Raw genomic sequence first — 23,501 nt, forward strand, 5'->3', positions numbered from 1 at the left:
TTATCCTTTTGCCATTTGCTGATCGAGCTCGCGCATCCGGTTGAAGGAGGCGATCGATACAGCAACCTGGTCGTCTTTTGGTTCTTTTGTCGTGAGCAGTTGCAGCCACAAGCCCGGATAGCCGAGATAACGCAGTACGGGCATGTCGCGGAGCGCATTCGTCCATCTTAGCACTTCATAAGAAATGCCCAATACGACCGGAAGCAGCAAAATGCGGATATAGATGCGTTCCCAAATCGTATCCCAGGTGAAGATCGGCAGCGAGTAGATGACGACGCCGACAATAACCGTGAAGATGATGAAGCTGCTGCCGCAGCGGTAGTGAAGCCGGCTGAATTTCTGCACGTTTTTGACGGTTAGCTCTTCGCCCGCTTCATAGGCGCTTATTACTTTATGCTCGGCGCCGTGGTATTGGAACAATCTTTTAATAATCGGCGTCATCGACATTAAGTATAGATAGGTAAGCAAAAGTACGATTTTGATAAGTCCTTCAAGCAGATTGTGTCCGACCTTGCTCTCGAACAAGCCTTGGAACAGCAGCTCTTCCAGAGCGGCTGGAACGGCTGTGAAAATAAGCTTGCCGAAAATAAAGCTGAGCACGCCCGCTACGGCTACGCCGACGATCATGCTAAGGCTGAAGCCCGATTTCTCTTTGCCAGGCTCTTCCGCCTTCGCTTCGGCTTTCACCGCTTCCGGCTGTTTGCTTTCTTCTTCTTTCGCTTCGTCCTCCGCATAAGCCTCCATCGAGAAGTTTAAATGCTGAGAACCTTTGGCGCTCGATTCGACGATCCCGACAACTCCCCGCACTAGCGGGATTTTTTTGAGCGCTTGCACCCATCTTTGTGTGGTTCTCGGAACCTCGAGAAAGATGATCTCGTCGTTTTTGCGCCGGACGGCGGTTACGTTGACGTGCTTGCCGGCGAACATAACGCCTTCAATCACGGCTTGGCCGCCGTAAATGCTTTTATTCTGGGACAAGAGCTGGTCACCTTCCTTAGTTGCTTCCTTTACCGGACGAACGGCGCCGGTTGCAGATACGATTAATTACTACTATTGTACTTGATTCGAGGCGTAAATGCCAAGCGGCCCCGGAGCAAGCTTGAAGGACCGCTCCAACTTGCGAAAGAAGCGGTTATGCCGCACTTTTTTCACACATACTAGGGAAATAAGATTGAGATAGCAGAAGGAGGAAGGCAAGCATGGCGACTAACGGCGAGCAGCCGGTACAAAAGGGCAAGAAAGACGACGATAACCGGCCGCGAAACGAATATCGGAATCATCGCACGAATCCGTGGCTGTTTGGCTTGACGATCGGTTTTTTTGCCGGTTTATTCTGGGGAGCGACGCGTTGGCTGTTTTATTGGTTCAAGTTCACGATTGAAATTCCAGGCATTATGGCAGAGCCCTTCTTCAAGCATTCCTTTCTGATGACGGGATGGGGGATGGCTGTCGGTTACGGGTTCTACATCGTTTTCTCGATATTGGCGGCGTATTTGTATCTTTTTACGATGAGCAAGCTTAGAGGGCCGTGGCCTGGCGTCTTGTACGGAGTGCTTTGGTGGCTCATTATTTTCGTATTTGCCGGACCCGCGCTGCAAATGACGCAGGCGATTACAAAGGCGGGATGGAATACGCTGACGTCGGAGCTTTGCATTTTTTTGCTGTGGGGTCTGTTTATCGGCTACTCTACATCGTTCGAATATACGGATGAAGCATCAAGGGAACCGATAGGCGCTTTTTAAGAGGTTCTCCCTTCTCAAGCGGCGGGCATCTGTGGTAAAATGTCTAATGATCTTTGGCATTGAGCCGGTATCGGCTGTTGGGAGGTGCGAGTATGCTGAAAATTGTCGTTTTGAACGGACCGAACTTGAATATGCTCGGCGTTCGGGAACCGGGCGTTTACGGGACAGAGACGCTGGCGCAAATCGAAGAGACGCTGACTCGCCAAGCGGTGGAGCTTGGGATTGAGCTTCAGTTTTTCCAATCGAACCATGAGGGCGCATTAATTGATCGTATACATAGCGCTTATGGCAACGCCGACGGTTTTCTAATTAATCCCGGAGCACTGACGCATTACAGCTACGCGCTGAGAGACGCTTTCGGAACGGTGGCGCTGCCGGTCGTCGAGGTTCATCTTTCGAATATTCATCAGCGCGAGTCATTCCGTCACGTGTCGGTTATCGCTCCCGTCGCTGTCGGTCAAATTGCCGGCTTCGGCAGTCAGAGCTATGAACTGGGTTTGCTTGCTTTAGTTAGAAGGCTGCAGCGCACGAATGGTTAATTGCAGATCGAAGGATCGCGATTCATTCTAACTGACAAGTGGTTTTTTGTTTGACGAGCCGCTGTTGCGGTATGATGAAATATGAGGTGTGAAGGGGTGTAACGCTCATGGCTAACGCAAGAGTGAATCGGCTGCGTCAACTGATGTCCGAACAAAATTTAGAAGCCATCATTATTGGCAGTGAGCATAACCGACGTTATTTGAGCGGTTTTACCGGCTCGTCTGGCACCTTGTTGATTACGCTTCAAGATAGTATCCTGCTGACCGACTTCCGTTATACGACGCAGGCGGGCGAGCAGGCGGCCGGCTTCGAGATTGTCGAGCACGGTGCGAAATCGATGGCGGCAGTCAAAGATTTGCTGGCTGCAAAAGGCCTCAAACAAGCCGCATTCGAGCAAGATCACGTCGTATTCGGCGAATACTCGGCGTGGAGCGAGACGCTAGGCGATATTCGCCTCGTTCCGACTTCCGGGCTCGTGGAGCGTCTGCGAATGATTAAGGACGAAGCGGAGCTGCAAGTGATGCAGGAGGCGGCCGATTTGGCTGACGCTGCATTTTCGCATGTGCTGAAGCTGATCGGTCCAGGCGCGAAGGAAAGCGATATTGCGCTTGAGCTCGAAATCTTTATGCGCAGCCGCGGCGCAACGTCATCAAGCTTCGATACTATAGTCGCGTCGGGCGTCCGCTCCGCGATGCCGCATGGCGTAGCGAGCGGAAAGCTGATCGGCGAAGGAGAATTTGTGACGCTTGATTTTGGCGCTTATTACAAAGGCTATTGCTCGGACTTGACCCGTACGGTTGTAACAACCAACGCTTCTGACCAGCACCGCCGCATTTATGACATCGTGCTGGAAGCACAGCTTAACGCGCTGGCGAATATTCGTCCCGGCATGACCGGCAAGGAAGCGGATGCTTTGGCGCGGAGCGTTATAACAAGTTACGGATACGGCGAGCAATTCGGCCACAGCACGGGACACGGTTTGGGCATGGAAGTACATGAGATGCCAAGGCTGTCCGTGCTCGGCGATACGATTTTAACCCCCGGAATGACTGTGACGGTAGAGCCCGGTATTTATATCTCCGGCTTTGGCGGCGTAAGAATCGAGGACGATATCGTCATCACGGAATCCGGTATTAAAATATTAACCTCATCCCCGAAAGAACTGCTTATTGTGGGTTAAGGACTATTCCAAGGACAATTTCAGGAGGTAATTTTCAGTGATCTCAGTTAACGATTTCAAAACAGGCTTGACCGTCGAAGTAGACGGCGATATTTTCACGGTGCTTGATTTCCAGCACGTTAAACCGGGCAAAGGCGCGGCATTCGTTCGCTCCAAGCTGAAAAACCTGCGCAACGGCAACGTTGTTGAGAAAACATTCCGTGCTGGCGAGACAATTGGCCGTGCGATTATCGAGAACCGCGCAGTGCAGTATTTGTACAACTCGGGTGAAGAGTACACATTCATGGACAACGAAACTTATGACCAATTCGGACTGGATAAAAAACAGCTGGAGTGGGAACTTAACTTCCTGAAAGAAAACATGAACGTGAACATTTCGAGCTACCAAGGCGAGATCCTCGGCATCCAAATGCCGAACAGCGTCGATCTGAAAGTCATCGAGACAGAGCCGGGCGTAAAAGGCAACACGGCGCAAGGCGCTACGAAAAACGCGAAGGTTGAAACGGGCCTGAACGTTCAAGTGCCGCTGTTTATTAATGAAGGCGACGTGCTTCTGATCGATACTCGCGAAGGCAAATACATTTCCCGCGCTTAGTCTTTAGGGACAAGCATCCGCTCGGCCTTTCGAAGGTCCGGGCGGTTTTTTTTGCTCAGGCATATACCCAGACAGCCTGTTGCTATGCTATAATACTGACTTGTATGTATATGTCAAGGTTGGGGAGTGAATCAGCTTTGTCGTTGATAGTGATGAAGTTTGGCGGAAGCTCGGTAGGTACGCCGGAGCGGATGCAGCGTGTAGCAAAGCGGATTATTGAGAGCAAAGAAGCGGGCAACCGCGTAGTTGTGGTCGTTTCCGCCATGGGGGATACAACGGATGACTTAATCGACCAGTCGAAGCAGCTGAATCCGAATCCGCCGGCGCGGGAGATGGATATGCTTCTGACGACAGGCGAACAAATATCGGTAGCGCTTTTGTCGATGACGATCCATCAGCTAGGCAGTCAAGCGGTATCGCTGACCGGCTGGCAAGCGGGTATCCGGACGGAAGCGGTGCACAGCAAAGCGAAAATTACGGATATCCAGCCGGATCGTATGTTCAAGGAACTGGATGGCGGCAATATTGTCATCGTAGCCGGTTTCCAAGGCATGTCGGAAGACGGAGACATCACGACGCTCGGACGCGGCGGCTCGGATACGACGGCAGTCGCATTGGCAGCGGCCATAAATGCGGATGTCTGCGAAATTTATACGGACGTGGACGGCGTTTACTCGACCGACCCGCGTGTTGTAAAATGCGCGCGTAAACTGGATGAAATCTCGTATGACGAGATGCTTGAGCTGGCTCATTTGGGAGCGGCCGTCCTGCATCCTCGTGCGGTGGAATACGCCAAGCATAACAATGTGAAGCTGGTCGTTCGTTCCAGCTTTACGAAAAACGAAGGTACAAGTGTGAAGGAGGAAGCGGTCATGGAGCAAGGCGTCGTCGTTCGCGGCATCGCATTCGATAAGAACGTGGCAAGAATCGGCATTCTGGGCGTACAGGACGTGCCTGGCGTGCTCGCAAGCGTGTTTGGCGCGCTGGCGGACAACGGAATTGATGTAGACATTATCGTACAAAGCGGTGTGCAAGGCGGCAAAGCCGATTTCTCGTTCACACTGTCGCGCGACGATAAAGAAAAGGCGTTGCAGGTTATCGAAAGCATCCGTGGACAAGTGCCTTATGAAAATGTCACTTCCGAGGGCGATTTGGTTAAAGTATCGATCGTAGGCGCGGGCATGGTGAGCAATCCAGGAGTGGCGGCAACGATGTTTGCGGCGATTTCCGGGCTCGGCGTGAGCATTAAAATGGTAAGCACGTCCGAAATCAAGTGCTCCTGCGTCATCGCAGCGGAGCCGCTGCAAGAAGTTGTGCGGGCGCTGCATACGGCATACGGACTCGATACGGCTGAGCAAGTATTCGTCGGCGGTCCGCAAGATCGTCGATAATAGACATTTTTATATGAAAAAACCAAGGAGCTAAGCGGCTATTATTCGCTTAGCTCCTTGGTTTTTTTGCGTTCACAGCAGCTATCGAGCGGCTGCAAGAGCTTAACAGCAAATTAACGTATCGCCCCGTAAAATAGGCACCTCACTATACCGGTCTATTTCCGCGCACCACTCCACATCCCGTTTGTAGCCCAGTTTGGCAAGCCGCTTCCCGGCCGTCCCGATTTGCAGCGTTTGGGCGATATGCTGCGACCGGTCGTTATACAGCGCCAGCATGGCGACCCCGAAATCGTCCAGTTCAAGCGGCGCAGTGGATAAGGTCCGCAGCCTTTCCAATAGCAAACCAGCACATATACCGTCCTCTACTGCAAATTCGTCATTGCTGCCCGCGCAAAGGATAACGATGTCCCGGCGAAGCTCGTAAGCGGCTTTCGCGCAAGCGCTGGCATTTAACAAAGAACCGGTCAGCACATGATCGGCGCGCATCGACTTTTGAATGGCTCTTGTACCATTCGTCGTTGTCAGCAATATTCGACGATTACAGACCGTTTCGATGTTGTATTCTTCTGGCGAGTTGCCGAGATCAAATCCCGGTATTTTTCTGCCGAACCGCTCTCCGCCAAGAAGATCTCCCGGCTGATGCGCCGCTCTTGCATCCATAACTGTTTCCACCGGTATGACGCCGGCCGCGCCTGCGGCCAAGGCGGCGACAATCGTGCTGGATGCTCGCAGCACATCAACGATGATGGCTGTTTTGTGATATAGCTTTGCCGAGCAAGCTTCATTAACGCTGGAAATAACTTGCACTTGCATATCGAATGAACCGCCCTCTCTTCAAACTGCGTATTGCTGCCGCTCCAAATGAAACGGAGTCTTGCACTTACGCATGATGAAAGCAATATATGCAGCAAAAGGTAGGCATGTGTCCGGTATACTCCGGCATGAACGGCTCCCGGGGCTGCATAGGATAAGGTACGGAGTTAATCGTACAAGCCACAACCGCCCGGCGCTATTTCGCTGCGAGCGGCTGCGGACGGCAATCAGCAGCTAATGCGAGAGAATGTTTCAGCTATTTTTTTTACGACAAAGTATTGCTATGTGGAGGATTGCCTCTGGCAGGAGGTACGAAATGAAGAAAAGGAGATGAGAGTATGCTCGATAAATTCGTGGTCAGCATGGCGTCGTTGCGCGTAACGTCGGGAACGGTCGAGATTATTGCGGCGATTATTATGTTAAGGCTGAATCAGATCGACAAAGCGTTGATCGTCAATTCCTCGCTCGCGCTGGTCGGTCCGCTTATTCTGATCGCGACGACGACTATCGGATTGGTAGGTTTATCGGACAGGCTGTCGCTAGGAAAGCTTGCTTGGGTTGTGGCGGGCGTGACTTGCCTGTTTATCGGCATCCTGAAAAAATAGTAACTTCTAATCTATGAAATGCCTTATTGGGGCATAAACTTGCTGGCCAAGCATACAATTTGTACTACGAAGGACAAACATCCGGGAGTGATAGAAGCATGCTGAACCGTGTGTCGCATTTGCTGCCTCTTGAACTGAAAGCGGTGCTGGAACGGCTTCCCGATACGGCGCTTGCGCAGCTGGAGGAAATTCGGATTCGCGAAGGAAGGCCGCTCGAGATCGGACTGCGCGGGCAGTCTCGATTCGCGACGGCAGACGGAGCGCTCCGTTTATCCGCCGAAGGCGCTTATAAGCCGACGGGGGATCTATGCCGCAAGCTGTTGGAACGGATAACGAATTATTCGCTGTATGCGATGGAAGAAGAACTGAAAAGAGGGTTTATTACAGTGGCGGGCGGGCATCGAATCGGACTGGCTGGACGTACGGTGCTGGACGGCGGTCATGTGCGGGGCATTCGCGATATCGGGGGTTTCAACATCCGGATCGCCCGGGAGATCGTTGGGTCTGCCAACCCGTTGCTGCCAAAGCTGCTCGACCGGGAACGGAAAACGATCCGCTCCGCCTTAATCTTGGCGCCGCCCCAACAGGGTAAAACGACGCTCATCCGGGATATAGCCCGTTCGGTCAGCTACGGCTTCTGGGGACGAGGGGTCGAAGCAGCATGGCAGGGGAGAAAGGTAGGCATTGTCGACGAGCGGTCGGAAATCGCGGCTTGCGTCCGCGGTATTCCGACCTTCGACATCGGTCCCCGCACCGATGTGATGGATGCCTGTCCGAAGGCGGAAGGGATGATGATGCTGCTGCGGTCGATGTCGCCCGAAGTCATCGTCGTCGATGAAATCGGACGGGCCGAGGACGGCGAAGCCATTCGAGAAGCGGGCCATGCCGGCGCAGCTGTCATTGCAACCGCTCATGCGTACGATTTGACGGATGCGTTGGGCAGGCCGCTCCTTCGCAGCTTGCTGGAGGAGGGAACGTTCGAGCTGATCGTCGAGTTGCGGCGCTCGGAAGGGGGCTTTCGCCATCGGGTCGTCTCGGCGGAGTCGGCTTCCCGCACCCCGGCCGCGCGCGAGCCTACCGCTGTTGGCGCCGCGTGGCGTGACGGCGACAGCGCGCCGGCGGCGAGCGGGTCGCAATGGGGAGGGGCGCCGTGATCAAACTGATCGGCGCCATGCTCATCCTCTTTGCCGGCACGATGATCGGCTTTCAGCAAGCGGCCAAGTTCGCCGCTCGACCCCGGCAGCTCAGGCAAATCTCTCATGCGCTGCAGCGTCTCGAAACCGAGATCGGCTACGGCAATACGCCGTTGCCCGAAGCGCTGACGAGAACGGCCCAGGTTGTTCCTGCGCCTGTTGCCGAGCTGTTCAGGCAAGCTGCCGGCGAAATCTCCCGCACCAACGAGCTTAGCTTTCGAGAAGCGTGGGAGAACGCCATGCATGCCGGTTTCGGCGCGACAGCGCTGCGCGAAGGCGAACAAGCGGTGCTGCTGAGGCTCGGATCGTCTCTAGGCATTAGCGACAGAGAGGACCAGATGAAGCATTTGCGTCTCGCGCTGCTGCAGCTGAAGGCGGAGGAAGATAACGCCAAGGAGGAACAAGGCCGCTACGAGACGATGTGGAGAAGCCTTGGCGTACTCATCGCCGTCCTTGTCGTCATTTTGATGGTTTAGTGGGGTGCCGCGGAAATGAATATGGATGTGAGCGCCATTTTCCAAATTGCCGGTATCGGGATCATCATCGCAATGATCCATACGGTGCTGAAGCAGATGGGAAAAGAAGATATGGCGCATTGGGTAACGCTTATCGGATTCGTCGTCGTGCTGTTTATGGTCGTTAGGCTGCTCAACGACTTGTTTCAGGAAATTAAAACAATCTTCCTGTTTCAATAGCCGGGCAAATGATCGTCTATCGATCCCGCAAATGGGTGGGCGTAATGGAAATTATTCAAATTGTCGGAGTGGGCCTTATCGCAACCGTGCTCATATTGGTCGTACGGGAGCAAAAACCGCTGTTCGCTTTTTTGCTGGCGGCGTTCACCGGGATATTTATTTTTCTATATTTGATCGGCAAAATTGACGCGGTCATTACCGTACTCGAAGATTTGGCCAGTCGCTCAGGCATTCCGTCGATCTACTTGAAGACGATACTGAAAATTATCGGAATCGCCTATATCGCCGAATTCGGCGCACAGATCGTCAGGGATGCCGGGCAAGAGAGCATCGCTTCGAAAATCGAATTTGCCGGCAAAGTTCTCATTCTGGTTATGGCAGTTCCGATTATAAGCGTCATTGTTGAAACGGTGATCGGCTTGCTGCCTGCGGGGAGTTGATGCGATTTGCCGAACAACAAGCGTTCCCTCGTCTGGGCCAAGCTCATCGCCTTCCTTTCCATATGGCTGTTCTGCTCGCTCTTCCAGCCGGAAGAGGGCGTTCAAGCGGCCGCGCCTACTGAATCCGGCGCGACGGGCGAGCTGAACGGATTGGAAGACAGACAGCTGCAAGGAGTGGATACGGAAGGGGTAGAGTCGTACTGGAACAAGCTGAAGAACGAGTATGGAGGCTATTTTCCGGATTCGAAAATGCCCAGTTTTGCGGAAATGATTATGCCGGGCGGACAAGGATTGAAGCTGGAGACGGTATTCAAGGGGCTGATCGGTTACTTTCTTCACGAGGTTCTCTACAATGGCAAGCTGCTTGTAACCATCGTCATGTTAACCGTTTTCAGTATGGTGCTGGAAACACTGCAAAACGCGTTCGAGCGCAATGCGGTAAGCAAAGTCGCCTATTCTATCGCTTACATGGTGGTCATCATTTTGGCGGTGAATAGCTTTCATACGGCGATTGGCTATGCGAAGGATGCGATCGGAAGCATGATTCAGTTCATGCTGGCGATGATTCCGCTTCTGCTGACGCTGCTCGCTTCGCTGGGCAATATTGTGACGGTGTCGGTACTTCATCCGCTTATCGTGTTCATGATTCACGCTGTCAGCACGCTGATTTACACGGTCGTCTTCCCGCTCCTCTTTTTCTCCGCCGTGCTTCATATCGTCAGCGCTCTGAGCGAACGTTTTAAAGTAACGCAGCTGGCCAATTTGCTCCGAAATGTCGGTGTCGGCGTCATGGGCGTGCTTGTCACCATCTTTCTCGGCGTCATCTCGGTGCAAGGGGCGACGGGGGCAGTAACCGACGGCATTACGATGCGGACGGCGAAGTTCGTGACCGGCAATTTCGTTCCGGTCGTTGGCAGAATGTTCTCGGACGCGGCGGATACCGTCATCTCTGCATCAATGCTGGCGAAGAACGCGATTGGCATTGCCGGCGTGATCATCCTGTTGTTCCTCTGCGCTTTTCCGGCTATTAAAATATTAACGCTAGCGCTGATCTACAACGTTGCCGCGGCGGTCATGCAGCCGCTTGGAGATTCGCCAATCGTCGGCTGTCTGCAAACCATCGGCAAAACGATGATCTATATTTTTGCAGCGCTTGCGGCGGTCAGCCTTATGTTTTTCTTGGCGGTTACGATTATTTTAACAGCAGGCAACGCAGCCATAATGGCCAGGTAGCGGCGAATGGGGCGAACGCGTGGAACGGGTTGTCGGAAGGAGGAGGCTCAGTGGTCGCATGGCTTAGCGAGTGGCTCCGAAACATTATTGCGGTCATTATGCTTGCCGTCTTTATGGAGCTGCTATTGCCGAACAAGGCGATGCTGCGTTACGCAAGGCTCGTCATCGGCTTACTGATTCTGCTTATTATTTTGACCCCGCTGCTCAAGCTTCTGCAAGGGGATTTCGAGAGCAGGCTGACGGATGGCATTTCTCTCTGGGAAGAAAACGCTGCCTCGCGGCAAGTGAAAATGCCGTCGCTCTCCGACATTCGCAAGAACGCCGATAAACTGGCTGAAAAAAGGAACGAGGAGGCGACCGCCTTGACCGAGCAAACGCTGGAAAAAGCGATGAAGGCTGACATTGAAGAGAAAACGGGAGTAGCTGTCGAACGTGTAGAAGCCGCTCTCCAGTGGAAGGTGAACGGTTCTGAACGAACGCCGGTTATCAAATCCGTCGTCGTCACGTTCGCTGCAGCATCGCAGCGGCCGCCCCCGCAGGAAACGGATGAGAGTGCCGTCAAAGAGGTTGAAGCGGTAAAGGTCGATGTGAGAGTCGACGATATCGCCGCTTTTGGCAACGAAGGAAGTACCGAAGCTTCAGGTGCTGAACAAGCAGACAGCGAGGAGGAGGGCCGTCAAAAAGCCGATCCGGCGCTGGAAAAGCTGACGCGAGGCGTTCTTAGCAGTAATTGGGGCGTAAGCCCGACCCTTGTGAGCATCAGCCAAAGGTCTGACGGTCAGCAGCGGGAGACGAGGTAAGGAACTTATTAGAGGAGGAACGGGGCGTTGGCCAACTGGTTGCGTAAACTGGAATCGTGGATCGGCGGACAAGGGCCGGGCGGGAAAAAGCGCGTCCGAACGCTGCATATTTTGCTTATCATCGGCTTAGTGGGTGCGGGACTTATGGTCGTCAATTCGTTTATCTCCTTCAACCGCGTAGAGCCTTCCGCACAAGAGACGAATCCGCCGCCGACCGACGAATCGGCCTGGAGCCCCGGAGCTTCCGAAGGTACGAAATTCGATGCCGTTGAAAAGCAGCTCGAGCAGCGATTGAAAGAAATATTGGAAAAAATCGTCGGGGTCGGTACGGTCGATGTGCTGGTAACGATCGAATCAACAGAGGAAATCGTTGTCGAGAAGGAATGGAACGAATCGCAATCGGTTGTCAACGAAAGTGATAAGAATGGGGGCAAGCGACATTCGACCTCCATCACGAAAGATGGCAAGGTCGTCATTACGGAAGTGTCGGGCGATCAGAAGCCGATTGTCGTCAAAACGATCAATCCGCGTATACGCGGCGTGATTATCGTAGCCAAAGGCGCGGAAAACGCGACCGTCAGACGCTTGATCATAGACGCGGTAGAAAAGGGCGCGAACGTGCCGGCAAACCGGATCTCGGTTGCGCCCAGCAAACAATAGCATCAAGAAGCTGTCAGCCGTTTAAATGTCCAAAAATTAAATTTGATTGGGGAGGGTGTTCACATGAACACGAAAAGACAAACGATTTGGCTTGTATCGATGCTTAGCCTGATGGTCGTATTATCCGCTTATTACTTGTTTACGCAGGACGGCGATTCGCCGAACTTGGCTTCGGACGGAGCGAAAACGCAGGAGACGGCTGGCAATAACGGAGCGGAAGCGGCGTCCGGCAAAAAAGATCCGCTCGTCGTCAACGAGGTGCTGAATCCGGAAACGGGCGGTAAAACCGAGCTTGACGTACTCAAAGAGCTGGAGAAGAGCGGCGGAGCGGTCGCGAGCGTGTTCGCGAATTCGACTGACAAGCAGCGCTCGGCTTATGACGAGCAAAGATTCCGCCTTCTGGAAGAGGTCAGCAACGACGATCCGGATAAAGCGCAAGCGGCTATAAAGGAATTGGAGCAATTGGATGATAGATACGGTAAAATCAACAGCATCGAGTCGGAATTGTCGAAAGACTTCCACACGGCGATCGTAAACGAGGAAAACAATCAGTTTAAAGTTATCGTAGAGAGCGAGAAACTCGAGAAGACGCAAGCCGTAGCTATTATCGACCTTGTTATGAAGACGCTCGATGTCAACGCGGATCAAGTGTCCGTCCAGTTTGTGCATTAAGTTGCTGGGATGGATGTAGGACTGGATTAGTAACAGGAGCAAGGGGTAGTTGCAGGAACAGCAGCAGGAACAGTAGCAGGAATAGTAACAGTAGCAGAAACAGCAGCAGGAATAGTAGCAGGAATAGTAACAGGAATAGTAACAGGAATAGTAACTGAAATAGTAACTGAAATAGTTAACATACCCGTTTCGCAGGCTGTCGAGATTTTTCTCGACAGCCTGACTTTTTTGAAATCTACTTCTGGCTCGCTCCGCTTGACGTATGCAATTGACTCGAAATGATTGCTATTTGCGTGTTCAGCCGTGCTCCGCTTGATTGTGTATACACCGAATGATCTATCCGCTCGTACTCAAACACAATTAAAGCATTCATGAGGTTATTGCGAAATTGTAGATCAAATTTTTACAAACCTTGATGTCAATGTACACGTTGCAATCACGCCTGCTTGTGAATACCTATAAAGTCGGAACACGTGCCACAGATCATATCTAAGCGAATCAGAAGTAAAACAAACAAATGAGTGCCGGGGAGAGGGTGATGAATCTCTACTTTCAACGAATAACTGCAAAAATGCAGTTATTTCCATGCGTATATTCGAAAATAGCGCGATAACTGCCTTTTCGCAGTTATTTTCCTCACTGTGTGCCGTTTGGACGAATTTCTTGGCCAATAACTGCTTTTTTGCAGTTATTGGCCTTTTTACGGTAGATAGTAATGGGAATAACTGCTTTTTGGACGTTATTTACTCGCCTGAGGTAGCAGACAAGCTCAGAGAGTGGGTATATTGGCGGAAATGTCCAGATGGCGATCGAGTAGAATGGTTTGTTTTTGAATAGGCAGGTGAGGAGGACGCAAGATACGCCTGGTTGACTATCGTCATATGACGCCAAGTACAGTGCGCTGGGAGCAGTACGCTATGCGGAAACGTTTAACGAATACTGCGTATAACTGGGAGGAATAAATTTCCTTATAAATTACAGTTGTTTACAACAAACTGGAGACCAGTTTCATATTGGGGCTCGTCCTTACTCTTTGCGGAAAGAAGGCGAATGCGGTCGAATGGCGGCGTCGGATAAAAAATGATTCGTGTTCCGTACGCTTTGTGATATAATGTTAAACGTTATGTACAAGAATCGGGTATTATAGCTAGCAAGCAATCGCGTGCAACCCCTATAACCGAGCGGATTCAACCGCAAAATTAAGCGAAAGCTTTCTAAGCATTTTTGCTTGAGGCAAGAACCACCTAGCGTAACAATCCGCAAAAATTAAGCGAAAGCTTTCTAAGCATTTTTGCTTGAGGCAAGAACCATGTAGCGGAACAATCCGCAAAATTAAGCGAAAGCTTTCGAAGTATTTTTGCTTGAGGCAAGAACCATGCAGCGGTACAATCCGCAAAAATTAAGCAAAAGCTTTCGAAGTATTTTTGCTTGAAGTAAGAACCACGCAGCGGAACCATTCCGCAAAAATTTAAGGAGTGAATAATTTCATGTTCAAATTGAGCGAGATTAAAGAATTGATCAAGTTGGTCGATCAAACTTCCGTTCATGAGCTGGAGATTGAAAACGAAGGGGCTCGCCTTTCTATCCGCAAACCGGGTAAAACCGAAGTGGTAAATGTACAAGCTGCCCCAATATCCCATACATATTCACCGGCTCCCGCGCCGGTATACGCGCCGCAGCCGACTGCAGCAGCGGCTCCCGCTCCTCAACAGGCTGCGGAAGCTTCCGCTCCGTCGCGCGCTGTTGCAGACAATCTGCACACGATAACATCTCCGATGGTTGGCACGTTTTACAGCGCTCCATCGCCGGAGTCCCCGGATTTTGTCAGCGTAGGAGGCCGTGTCTCCGAGAAATCGGTCGTTTGCATTCTCGAAGCGATGAAACTGATGAACGAGCTGGAAGCGGAAGTTCGCGGCGAGATTGTCGAAATTCTCGTATCGAACGGTCAACTGGTAGAGTTCGGCCAACCGCTTTTCCTGGTCAAACCGGAATAATCCAATGGCTTCCGAGCAGGAGATACAGCCGTTTGAAAGGGGTACTACCGTGAAATTTCAAAAAGTATTGATCGCTAACCGCGGCGAAATTGCCGTCCGTATCATTCGCGCTTGCCGTGAACTCGGCATTACGACTGTTGCCGTATATTCCGAGGCGGACCGCGATTCATTGCATGTGCGACTGGCCGACGAAGCTTATTGCATCGGGCCGACCGCGTCCAAAGACAGCTATTTGAACTTTACCAATATTATGAGCGTTGCGACACTGACCGAGTGCGACGCCGTTCATCCAGGCTACGGCTTTCTAGCCGAAAACGCCGACTTCGCGGAAATTTGCGAGTCCTGCAACATTACCTTTATCGGCCCGTCGCCAGAAGCGATCAGCAAGATGGGCGACAAGGCTGTTGCGAAGCAAACGATGAAGGAAGCGAACGTGCCAATTATTCCCGGTTCCGACGGTTTGATCGAAGACATCGAGGAAGCGATCAAGGTAGCTCGGGAAATCGGCTATCCGGTTATTATCAAAGCAACCGCCGGCGGCGGCGGCAAAGGTATCCGCATCGCCGACGACGAGTCTTCGCTCGTACAGCAAATTACGACTGCGCAGCAGGAAGCGCAAAAAGCGTTTGGCAATGCCGGCGTTTACTTGGAAAAATATTTGACCGGCATGAAGCATGTCGAGATTCAAATTATGGCTGACAAGCACGGCAACGCCGTTCATCTGTTCGAACGCGATTGTTCGGTGCAGCGCCGTCGTCAGAAGCTCGTCGAAGAAGCGCCTTGCCCGGTGCTTTCGCAGGAACTGCGTGACAGCATGGGCCAAGCGGCCGTGCGGGCAGCACTCGCGGTTAATTATGCTGGAGCGGGCACACTTGAGTTTTTGCTCGGACCAGACGGCAACTTCTACTTTATGGAAATGAATACCCGTATTCAGGTCGAGCATCCGGTAACTGAAATGATCACCAACGTCGACTTGATCAAGGAAATGATCTCCGTTGCAGAAGGCAACCCGCTTTCTTTCAAACAGGAGGATCTCACCATCAACGGTTGGTCGATCGAATGCCGCATCAACGCGGAAGACTCGGAGCGGAATTTCATGCCTTCGCCAGGTCATATCCCATTCTATTTGCCTCCGGGAGGAACCGGCGTCCGTGTAGACAGCGCCGTATATCCTGGCTATACGATATCGCCTCATTACGATTCGATGATCGCAAAGCTGATTGTTTGGGGCAGAACGCGCGAGGAAGCGATTGCTCGCATGAAACGCGCGCTGGCCGAATTCCAAATTGAAGGCATCAAGACGACGATTCCTTTCCATCAGAAGCTGCTGAACCATCCTGTATTTGTTGAAGGCAACTTTGACATTAAGTTTTTGGAAGAGCATGAGGTGAATTAGGACAACAGTCAGGAACGGCTCAAGACGCAAATGTCAAGCGCCAACTGTTTGTCATATTTCATGCCGAATGTTATAGTATAGAAATAAGATGCGCGGGACTACCTCTGTTTTACACGACGTGAGCGCAACTTTAGGGAGGTGCACAACCATAATGAATACGATTGCTGCGGATTATGAGAAGACGGACATTGGCACCATTCAAATTGCTCCCGAGGTCATTGAAGTGATCGCTGGGCTTGCCGCTATCGAAGTAAAGGGCGTAGCGGGAATGAGCGGCGGCTTTGCAGGCGGAATCGCCGAGCTGCTTGGACGCAAAAACTTGTCCAAAGGCGTAAAGGTAGAAGTTGGCCAAAGAGAAGCTGCTGTTGATGTTTCGATTATCGTGGAATACGGCAACCGAATTCCGGAAATCGCCTCGGAAATTCAACAGAATGTCAAGCGCTCGATCGAAATGATGACGGGCTTGACCGTCGTGGAAGTTAACGTACATATTCACGACGTCCATTTCAAGGCAGCCGAGAAGCCGGAGGAAGAAGAAGCCGGGCTGCGCGTGAAATAGAAATAGAAGGCAAGAATGGTTATTAACCCCCTCGTGATGGGCATGTCGCTTTCGCGCAAGGGGGTTTTCATTCGCTCTCGCCAGAGGAGGCGCAACAGTTGATTAGAATCGTGGACAAGCTGCTTTTGTTTATTTACAGTATCGCCATCGGCGCTTTATCCGTTTTTATTGCTAGTATCGGCTTCAAGTGGATTCCGTTGAAAGGCTTGAACGATATGGCTTCGCAGCTTTATTCGTCGCAGCCGATTCAAATAACGGCAATTGTGGTCGGTATTCTGCTTTTTCTGATCAGCTTGCGTTTTTTCATTCTGTCGATGCAAAGAGGAGGCGCTTCTGCCCCGTCGATCGATCAGAGAACGGATTACGGCGATATTCGCATTTCGATTGAAACAATCGAAAATTTGGCGCTTAAAGCCGCATCCAAGCATAAAGGCGTCAAAGACTTGCGGGCGCGTGTTCGCGCAACTGACGCTGGCCTCGATATCGTGCTTCGCGCCGTTGTCGATGGCGAAGGCTCAATTCCGACGCTGACCGAAGACATCCAGCGCTCGGTAAAGGGGCATATTGAAGAAATCGCCGGCATCCCGGTTATGAATGTCGCTGTTTTTGTAGCGAATGTCATACAAAGCGCAGCCTTTAAGAGCCGCGTGGAATAGAGGGGATTTTGCCGATGTGGAGAGACTTCTGGACTTCCTACGGGAAGCGGGCAATCGGCGCTGCCGCCGGTCTGTTCTTCGGGTTCGTCTACTTGTTTGCCGGGTTTTGGGACATGCTTTTTTTTGCGCTGATCGTCTCGGTAGGCTATTGGATCGGCAAACAAAAGGATTTGCAGAATGGGCCGATTGTTCCATGGCAGCGGATATGGGAATGGCTCACGGAAAAATACCGGCCGTTCAAATAATCCTGTGGTCTCCTCCGTACTCCGGAAGCCGAAACGGTTTAGCTTTCGGGCAGGGAGGAGATCATAGGTTTTTTTGGATATTAGGGCGTCGTATCGCTCGACACGATGCAACATCAACTACAAATAGGCAGAAGGCTGCCGCGGAGGATCAATGAAACGGAGATTAGCAAGAGAAATTGCAGTATCAAGCCTTTACCAAATGGAGATGAATGAAGTGACGGCGGCGGAAGCGGTCGATATGCTGATGGAAGAGGCGCGCTCTGAAAACGAAATCGGCGCGGAATTCGTCGATAATGAAAATACCGACTCGTACGTTCGTGAGCTTGTCAACGGCGTCGCTGAGCGGAAAGCAGCTATCGACGATATGCTCCAGCAATTTTTGACAGGCTGGCAAGTGGACCGATTGTCCCGCGTCGACCGTCAAATTTTGCGTGTAGCCTATTTCGAGATGGTTTACGGTGACGAAGAAGATGTGCCGCCGAAAGCGGCAATTAACGAAGCGATTGAACTCGCCAAGCATTTCGGAACCGAGGAATCGGGGAAATTCGTCAACGGGGTGCTCGGCAAACTGATGCAAAGCCTGGAACAACTGAAATCGCAATCGTCGGAGTAGAAGTAGTTAATAGATTCGGAGCAAAACGGAGGATGGAGAACATGAGCGCACAAATTATCGAAGGCAAAAAAATATCCGATGAAATTCGGGAAGAGATTAAAAAGGAAACGGCGGAGCTGAAAGAACGCGGTATCGTGCCTGGGCTCGCCGTCGTGCTTGTCGGGGAAGATCCTGCTTCGAAAGTTTACGTCGGCTCGAAGGAGAAAGCGTGCCAGCAGCTCGGTTTTTATTCGGAAGTTCATCGTCTGCCAGCGGAAACGACCGAACAGGAGTTGCTTGCCGTCATCGATAAGCTGAACAACCAAGACAGCATCAACGGCATTCTCGTTCAATTACCGCTTCCTAAACATATTAACGAAAAAGCAGTTATTGACGCCATTCATGTCGACAAGGACGTTGACGGCTTCCATCCGGAAAGTGTCGGCAATCTTGTTATCGGCAACGACAGCTTGCTTCCATGTACGCCGGCTGGCGTTATCGAGCTGATCAAGCGCAGCGGCGTAGACATTAACGGCAAGCATGCCGTGGTCATCGGCCGCAGCAATATCGTCGGCAAACCGGTAGCGATGCTTCTTCTTCGGGAGAATGCGACTGTGACGATCTGCCACTCGCGTACGGCAAATATGGAAGAGATCGCAAAACAAGCCGACATTCTCGTTGTCGCAATTGGCAAGCCAAAGGCGATTGGCCGCAGTTACGTGAAACCGGGCGCCATCGTCATTGATGTCGGTATTAACCGTCTGGACAACGGCAAGCTGGCTGGCGACGTTGATTACGAGGATTGCTTGGATACGGCGGGTTATATTACGCCTGTTCCGGGCGGAGTAGGCCCAATGACGATTACGATGCTGATGAAAAATACGATTACTGCAGCAAAAAGAGCGAACAAAGCTTAGGAGTGATGATTCGTATGGCGAATCAGCCCCGGATTTATTCGATAAAAGAAATTAATCGCTATATCGGTATGAAGCTGGAATCCGACGCGCTGCTCAGTGACGTCTGGTTACGCGGAGAGTTGTCGAATTTCACGCATCATTCGAGCGGGCATATGTATTTTACGCTGAAGGATAAAGACAGCAGAATCAAATGCATTATGTTCGCTTCCCATAACCAGCGGCTGCCCTTCATCCCGAAAGAAGGGATGAAGGTAATGGCGCGGGGCAACGTTTCGGTCTATGAGCGGGACGGCAATTATCAATTTTATGCGATGTCGATGCAGCCCGACGGGATCGGCAGTTTGTATCTCGCTTATGAGCAGTTGAAATCCAAGCTGGAAATGGAAGGGTTGTTTGCCGAATCGCGCAAACGGCCCATTCCGCGTTTCCCCAAAGCGATCGGATTAATTACGTCTCCTACGGGCGCTGCGGTGCGAGATATGATCATTACGCTGCAAAGAAGGCATCCAACCGTTCCGATTTATATTTCTCCGGTGCTTGTGCAAGGTACGCAAGCGGCGGAATCGATCGCGAAAGCGATCGAATCGATGAACCGATTTGGCGAAGTCGACGTATTAATTGTAGGAAGAGGCGGCGGATCGCTCGAGGAGCTATGGGCGTTCAACGAAGAGCGGGTAGCAAGAAGCATTGCCGCATCGGCGCTTCCGGTTATTAGCGCGGTTGGGCATGAGACGGATTTTACGATTGCCGATTTTGTCGCCGATCTGCGCGCGCCGACGCCAACGGCGGCCGCTGAACTTGCGGTACCGCATACGGCCGAGCTGAAGCAGCAGATCGCGAGGCAAACGCAGCGGTTAGAACAAGCGCTGCGTCTCGCGATACGGAAAAGAAAAGAGCGTCTGCAACTGGTTAGACGATCACCGTTCTTCATACATCCTCGCAAGTACATGTTGGAGCAAGCGCAGCGGCTGGACCGGTTGACGGATCGACTTAGTTTACTGGCGGTCCGCACGGCTGAGAGAAGCAGAGCGAGATTGGACCGGGCAGAAACGGCGCTCGCCGCTCAACATCCGGGAGAGCAAGCGGCGCATGCAGCGCAGAAATGGCAAAGCGCGAAAAAAAGGCTTGAGCAAGCAATGCAAGGGACTTTGAAAGTTCGGCGATTGCAGTTGCATGGGACGATTCGGCAGCTGGACGCATTAAGTCCGCTAAAAGTAATGGCTAGAGGATACAGTCTCGTCTACGACGAACATAACAAACAATTAATTAAATCTGTATCGCAAGTGCAGCCTGGCGATGTCGTAAGCGTGAAGCTTGCGGACGGGCAAATGGATTGCCATGTATGGTCGATGAGAGGGGAAGGTCTGGATGGAAGCGTCTAAGGAATTAAGCTTTGAGGAAGCGATGGAGCAATTGGAGCGGATCGTGGAGCGGCTTGAAAACGGAGATGTGCCGCTTGAAACCGCTATCGAGCTGTTTCAAGAAGGAATGAAGCTTTCTCAGCTATGCGGCGGCAAGCTGGAGCAGGTTGAGCGTAAGATCGAGCTGCTGATCGAAACCGAGCAAGGTTTTCAGAAAAAAACGTTTGCACCGTCGAACGAGGATAAAGGGGAATAACTGCTTTGAACGAACGCAAAGAGATCCAGACCTATTTAAAGGATGCCGTCATCACCGTTGAAGAGGCTTTAAAAAGCGTTCTGCCCGCTGACTGGGACGTTCCTCAGCGGCTTCGCGATTCTATGATGTATTCGCTCGAAGCCGGGGGCAAACGTATTCGACCGGCGCTCGTCCTGGCTGCGGCGGAAGCTGTGAACGGAGATGAGCAAGCTTCTGCGCAAGCGCTTTCCGTCGCCTGCGCAGTCGAATGCATCCATACGTATTCGCTTGTCCATGACGATTTGCCGGCACTCGACAATGACGATTACCGACGAGGCAAGCTGACGAATCATAAGGTATACGGCGAAGCGATGGCGATTCTGGCCGGCGATGCGCTGCTCACGCATGCTTTCCACCTTATTCCGCAAACGGTGAGCTCCGGAGTTCCTGCGCAAACTGCACTCGCTATTTCGTCGGATTTGGCAATGCTCGCCGGCGCTCGCGGAATGGTTGGCGGGCAGGTAGCCGACGTACTAGGCGAGCAAGGGATTACATCGATTTCCGAGCTGGAGTACATTCACTTGCATAAGACGAGCGATCTAATTGTATTTGCCGTAACGTCGGGAGCGCGAGTTGGCGGAGCAAGCGAACAGCAGTTGGAGCTGCTCAGACAATATGGCCGCAACGTCGGTCTCGCTTTTCAAATCCAAGATGACATTCTCGATTTAATCGGAGACGAAGCGAAGCTCGGAAAGAAGACCAACAGCGACGTCGCTCAGCAAAAGGTGACGTATCCTTATTTGTTGGGAATCGAAGAAAGCAAGGCGGAAGTGGAGCGGCTGACGCAAGAAGCGAAGGCAGCCGTGCTGGATGCCCGGCTTGCTGAGCCGCTGCGTTTGCTCGAAATTGCCGATTATTTGCTGAACCGGGAATATTAAGCGGTTCGCCTTGCGCCCAGTTGGGCAACCAGCCGGGCGTATGTTATAATTAGTGCAATATAATTGACGAAAGACGTCTAAAAGGACTGAAAGGCGCCGCTTTATGGCGGACTGCCCGCAGGTGCCGGAAAGCGAGGAAGTAACGTGATGCTTGACCAAATAAACGGACCTCAGGATCTGAAAGGTCTCTCGACGAAAGAGCTTGAACAGCTCTCGGATGAAATCCGCCAGTTTCTGATAGAGAAGCTTTCCGTAACGGGCGGTCATCTTTCTTCCAATCTGGGAGTAGTCGAGCTTACTCTTGTGCTCCACTATTTGTTCGATAGCCCTAACGACAAGTTTATTTTCGACGTGGGCCATCAATCCTACGTGCATAAAATCGTGACCGGACGGATGGATCGGTTCGATACATTGAAGAAGCATAAAGGGCTCAGCGGCTTCGTTAAACGGAATGAGAGCGAGCATGACGTTTGGGAAGCCGGGCACAGCAGTACGTCGCTGTCGGCGGCAATGGGCATGGCGATGGCCCGGGACATGAAGGGCGAGAAAAATCGCGTTGTCGCTATAATCGGAGACGGGGCTTTGACCGGCGGTATGGCTTTGGAAGCGCTCAATCATATTGGCGATGAGAAACGGAATTTGATTGTCGTGCTAAATGACAATGAAATGTCGATTGCGCCGAACGTTGGCGCCTTGCATCAATATTTGAGCAAAATACGTACGGACCGGCATTATCAGAAGGCGAAGGATGAGCTCCAGCATTTTCTGAATAAAATTCCGGCGATCGGCGGCAAGCTGGCGAAGACGGCTGAGCGTTTCAAGGACAGCCTCAAATATTTGCTCGTGAGCGGCATTTTATTTGAGCAGTTCGGACTGACATATCTGGGTCCCGTGGACGGTCACGACATCGAGCAGATGCTTGATTTGATGAAGCAGGCCGATTCGATTAACGGGCCGGTGCTCGTTCATGTGATTACGAAGAAAGGAAAGGGCTATTTGCCTGCTGAGGAGGATTCCTTCAAATGGCATGGCGCTTCTTCCTATAAAATCGAATCCGGTCAAATGCTGAAGGCAGTCGGACCGCCGATGTATACCGAAGTGTTCGGAAGCACCTTGATTGAGCTGGCCGAGCAAGACGAACGTATTCTTGCTATCACGCCGGCCATGCCGGGAGGCTCCGGTCTCCTCAAATTTGCGGATCGTTTTCCCGACCGGATGATCGATGTCGGCATTGCGGAGCAGCATGCCGCGACGCTTTCCGCCGCTCTTGCGATGGAGGGAATGAAGCCGGTATTCGCCGTTTATTCGACTTTCCTGCAGCGGGCTTACGATCAAGTCGTTCATGACATTTGCAGGCATAACGCCAACGTCGTCTTTGCGATCGACCGCGCTGGTTTTGTCGGTTCGGACGGCGAAACGCATCACGGCGTTTACGACATTGCTTTTTTACGCCATATTCCTAATCTGGTGCTGTTGATGCCAAAAGACGAGAACGAGCTTCGCCGTATGATGAAGACTGCGATCGAGTATAATGACGGTCCGATTGCGATCCGTTATCCGCGCATCAACGGACTAGGTGTGGAGATGGATAAAGAACTGAAACCACTGCCAATTGGCAAGTGGGAGACGGTGCGCGAAGGAGAAGCGGCTGTCGTGCTTGCTATCGGACCGATGGTACAGACGGCGCTGGAGGCTGCCGAAATATTGAAGCGGGAAGGTATCAGCGTTCGCGTTGTCAATGCCAGAAGCATTAAGCCGCTTGATGAGGAGATGCTGATTCAAATCGCTCATGAAGGGAAGCCGATTCTTGTTCTCGAAGAAAGCTCGGAGCTGGGCGGTTTTGGCGGATCTGTACTTGAATTTTATTCGCTGCACGACATTTATGGCATGACCATTCGAATTGTCGGCATTCCCGACCTGTTTGTAGAGCACGCTTCGATTAAGGAGCAGCAAATCGAAGTTGGCTTGACTGCCGAGCGCGCCGCTTCCGAGATTAAAAGCATCCTGCCCGGCAGACAAATGAAAGCGACAAGCCGCAGCTGGAGTTAG

27 protein-coding genes are annotated in these 23,501 nt (G+C 52.0%); 25 read left to right on the forward strand and 2 right to left on the reverse strand.

The window, feature by feature from the left end:
- A complete protein-coding gene (locus tag ACFVTB_RS13560) occupies window positions 1-978 on the reverse strand; it encodes a DUF1385 domain-containing protein (RefSeq protein WP_387749589.1) in 978 nt (325 codons plus the stop codon).
- 221 nt (window positions 979-1,199) lie between these two features.
- Between ACFVTB_RS13560 and ACFVTB_RS13565 the strand changes: the two genes are divergently transcribed.
- The 5 genes from ACFVTB_RS13565 (at window position 1,200) to ACFVTB_RS13585 (ending at window position 5,448) form a co-directional block, all read left to right on the forward strand.
- Window positions 1,200-1,742 carry a YqhR family membrane protein gene (locus tag ACFVTB_RS13565; RefSeq protein WP_387749592.1) on the forward strand — a complete coding sequence of 181 codons (543 nt, stop codon included), beginning with the start codon at window positions 1,200-1,202 and terminating at the stop codon, window positions 1,740-1,742.
- Between the two features lie 92 nt (window positions 1,743-1,834).
- Window positions 1,835-2,281, forward strand: coding sequence for a type II 3-dehydroquinate dehydratase (gene aroQ, locus ACFVTB_RS13570; RefSeq protein ID WP_387749595.1), 447 nt, complete (start codon window positions 1,835-1,837; stop codon window positions 2,279-2,281).
- Window positions 2,282-2,388: 107 nt separating this feature from the next.
- Entirely contained in the window at window positions 2,389-3,462 is a 1,074-nt protein-coding gene (locus ACFVTB_RS13575) for a M24 family metallopeptidase (protein ID WP_387749598.1), read from the forward strand.
- A 37-nt stretch (window positions 3,463-3,499) separates the two neighbouring features.
- Window positions 3,500-4,057 (forward strand): elongation factor P, encoded by a 558-nt coding sequence (efp, locus tag ACFVTB_RS13580; RefSeq protein WP_387749600.1) that lies wholly within the window; start codon window positions 3,500-3,502, stop codon window positions 4,055-4,057.
- A 137-nt stretch (window positions 4,058-4,194) separates the two neighbouring features.
- Entirely contained in the window at window positions 4,195-5,448 is a 1,254-nt protein-coding gene (locus ACFVTB_RS13585) for an aspartate kinase (protein WP_387749603.1), read from the forward strand.
- Window positions 5,449-5,550: 102 nt separating this feature from the next.
- Here ACFVTB_RS13585 and ACFVTB_RS13590 read toward each other — a convergent pair whose 3' ends face one another.
- The gene (locus tag ACFVTB_RS13590; RefSeq protein ID WP_387749606.1) at window positions 5,551-6,261 is read right to left on the reverse strand and encodes a 2-phosphosulfolactate phosphatase; all 711 of its coding nucleotides are present in this window, start codon (window positions 6,259-6,261) and stop codon (window positions 5,551-5,553) included.
- Window positions 6,262-6,599: 338 nt separating this feature from the next.
- On the opposite strand from ACFVTB_RS13590, the gene ACFVTB_RS13595 reads away from it, so the two are divergent.
- The 20 genes from ACFVTB_RS13595 to dxs all read left to right on the forward strand — a co-directional run bounded on the left by ACFVTB_RS13595 (window position 6,600) and on the right by dxs (window position 23,501).
- Window positions 6,600-6,866, forward strand: coding sequence for a YqhV family protein (locus tag ACFVTB_RS13595; protein WP_387749609.1), 267 nt, complete (start codon window positions 6,600-6,602; stop codon window positions 6,864-6,866).
- Window positions 6,867-6,964: 98 nt separating this feature from the next.
- Complete coding sequence (gene spoIIIAA, locus ACFVTB_RS13600) at window positions 6,965-8,020, forward strand: stage III sporulation protein AA (protein WP_387749612.1); 1,056 nt, start codon at window positions 6,965-6,967, stop codon at window positions 8,018-8,020.
- The gene (gene spoIIIAB, locus ACFVTB_RS13605) at window positions 8,017-8,535 is read left to right on the forward strand and encodes a stage III sporulation protein SpoIIIAB (RefSeq protein ID WP_387749614.1); all 519 of its coding nucleotides are present in this window, start codon (window positions 8,017-8,019) and stop codon (window positions 8,533-8,535) included. Before spoIIIAA ends, spoIIIAB begins: the two co-directional genes overlap by 4 nt.
- 15 nt (window positions 8,536-8,550) lie before the next feature.
- Window positions 8,551-8,754: a stage III sporulation protein AC gene (spoIIIAC, locus tag ACFVTB_RS13610; RefSeq protein WP_387749617.1), complete on the forward strand. Its 204-nt coding sequence runs from the start codon at window positions 8,551-8,553 to the stop codon at window positions 8,752-8,754.
- Window positions 8,755-8,798: 44 nt separating this feature from the next.
- A complete protein-coding gene (spoIIIAD, locus tag ACFVTB_RS13615) occupies window positions 8,799-9,194 on the forward strand; it encodes a stage III sporulation protein AD (RefSeq protein WP_387749620.1) in 396 nt (131 codons plus the stop codon).
- 6 nt (window positions 9,195-9,200) lie between these two features.
- On the forward strand, window positions 9,201-10,427 hold the full coding sequence (gene spoIIIAE / locus ACFVTB_RS13620) for a stage III sporulation protein AE (RefSeq protein ID WP_387749623.1): 1,227 nt from the start codon (window positions 9,201-9,203) through the stop codon (window positions 10,425-10,427).
- A 50-nt stretch (window positions 10,428-10,477) separates the two neighbouring features.
- Window positions 10,478-11,227, forward strand: a complete 750-nt coding sequence (gene spoIIIAF, locus ACFVTB_RS13625) for a stage III sporulation protein AF (protein ID WP_387749626.1) — start codon at window positions 10,478-10,480, stop codon at window positions 11,225-11,227.
- A 27-nt stretch (window positions 11,228-11,254) separates the two neighbouring features.
- Entirely contained in the window at window positions 11,255-11,887 is a 633-nt protein-coding gene (gene spoIIIAG / locus ACFVTB_RS13630) for a stage III sporulation protein AG (RefSeq protein WP_387749628.1), read from the forward strand.
- A gap of 63 nt (window positions 11,888-11,950) precedes the next feature.
- Window positions 11,951-12,559, forward strand: a complete 609-nt coding sequence (locus ACFVTB_RS13635) for a SpoIIIAH-like family protein (RefSeq protein ID WP_387749631.1) — start codon at window positions 11,951-11,953, stop codon at window positions 12,557-12,559.
- 1,487 nt (window positions 12,560-14,046) lie between these two features.
- Window positions 14,047-14,553, forward strand: coding sequence for an acetyl-CoA carboxylase biotin carboxyl carrier protein (gene accB / locus ACFVTB_RS13640; RefSeq protein ID WP_387749633.1), 507 nt, complete (start codon window positions 14,047-14,049; stop codon window positions 14,551-14,553).
- Between the two features lie 49 nt (window positions 14,554-14,602).
- Window positions 14,603-15,949, forward strand: a complete 1,347-nt coding sequence (accC, locus tag ACFVTB_RS13645) for an acetyl-CoA carboxylase biotin carboxylase subunit (protein ID WP_387749636.1) — start codon at window positions 14,603-14,605, stop codon at window positions 15,947-15,949.
- Window positions 15,950-16,100: 151 nt separating this feature from the next.
- Entirely contained in the window at window positions 16,101-16,508 is a 408-nt protein-coding gene (locus ACFVTB_RS13650; RefSeq protein WP_387749638.1) for an Asp23/Gls24 family envelope stress response protein, read from the forward strand.
- 98 nt (window positions 16,509-16,606) lie between these two features.
- On the forward strand, window positions 16,607-17,164 hold the full coding sequence (gene amaP, locus ACFVTB_RS13655; RefSeq protein WP_387749641.1) for an alkaline shock response membrane anchor protein AmaP: 558 nt from the start codon (window positions 16,607-16,609) through the stop codon (window positions 17,162-17,164).
- Between the two features lie 14 nt (window positions 17,165-17,178).
- Window positions 17,179-17,409, forward strand: coding sequence for a DUF2273 domain-containing protein (locus ACFVTB_RS13660; RefSeq protein WP_387749644.1), 231 nt, complete (start codon window positions 17,179-17,181; stop codon window positions 17,407-17,409).
- A 151-nt stretch (window positions 17,410-17,560) separates the two neighbouring features.
- Window positions 17,561-18,022 carry a transcription antitermination factor NusB gene (nusB, locus tag ACFVTB_RS13665; RefSeq protein WP_387749647.1) on the forward strand — a complete coding sequence of 154 codons (462 nt, stop codon included), beginning with the start codon at window positions 17,561-17,563 and terminating at the stop codon, window positions 18,020-18,022.
- Window positions 18,023-18,063: 41 nt separating this feature from the next.
- Window positions 18,064-18,918 (forward strand): bifunctional methylenetetrahydrofolate dehydrogenase/methenyltetrahydrofolate cyclohydrolase FolD, encoded by an 855-nt coding sequence (folD, locus tag ACFVTB_RS13670; RefSeq protein WP_387749649.1) that lies wholly within the window; start codon window positions 18,064-18,066, stop codon window positions 18,916-18,918.
- A gap of 14 nt (window positions 18,919-18,932) precedes the next feature.
- A complete protein-coding gene (gene xseA / locus ACFVTB_RS13675) occupies window positions 18,933-20,300 on the forward strand; it encodes an exodeoxyribonuclease VII large subunit (RefSeq protein ID WP_387749652.1) in 1,368 nt (455 codons plus the stop codon).
- Complete coding sequence (gene xseB / locus ACFVTB_RS13680) at window positions 20,287-20,535, forward strand: exodeoxyribonuclease VII small subunit (protein ID WP_387749655.1); 249 nt, start codon at window positions 20,287-20,289, stop codon at window positions 20,533-20,535. Before xseA ends, xseB begins: the two co-directional genes overlap by 14 nt.
- 5 nt (window positions 20,536-20,540) lie before the next feature.
- On the forward strand, window positions 20,541-21,452 hold the full coding sequence (locus ACFVTB_RS13685) for a polyprenyl synthetase family protein (RefSeq protein WP_387749658.1): 912 nt from the start codon (window positions 20,541-20,543) through the stop codon (window positions 21,450-21,452).
- A 147-nt stretch (window positions 21,453-21,599) separates the two neighbouring features.
- Window positions 21,600-23,501, forward strand: coding sequence for a 1-deoxy-D-xylulose-5-phosphate synthase (dxs, locus tag ACFVTB_RS13690; RefSeq protein WP_387749661.1), 1,902 nt, complete (start codon window positions 21,600-21,602; stop codon window positions 23,499-23,501).

The sequence above is a fragment of the Paenibacillus sp. NPDC058071 genome (genome assembly GCF_042885235.1).
Taxonomy (GTDB): Bacteria; Bacillota; Bacilli; order Paenibacillales; family Paenibacillaceae; genus Pristimantibacillus.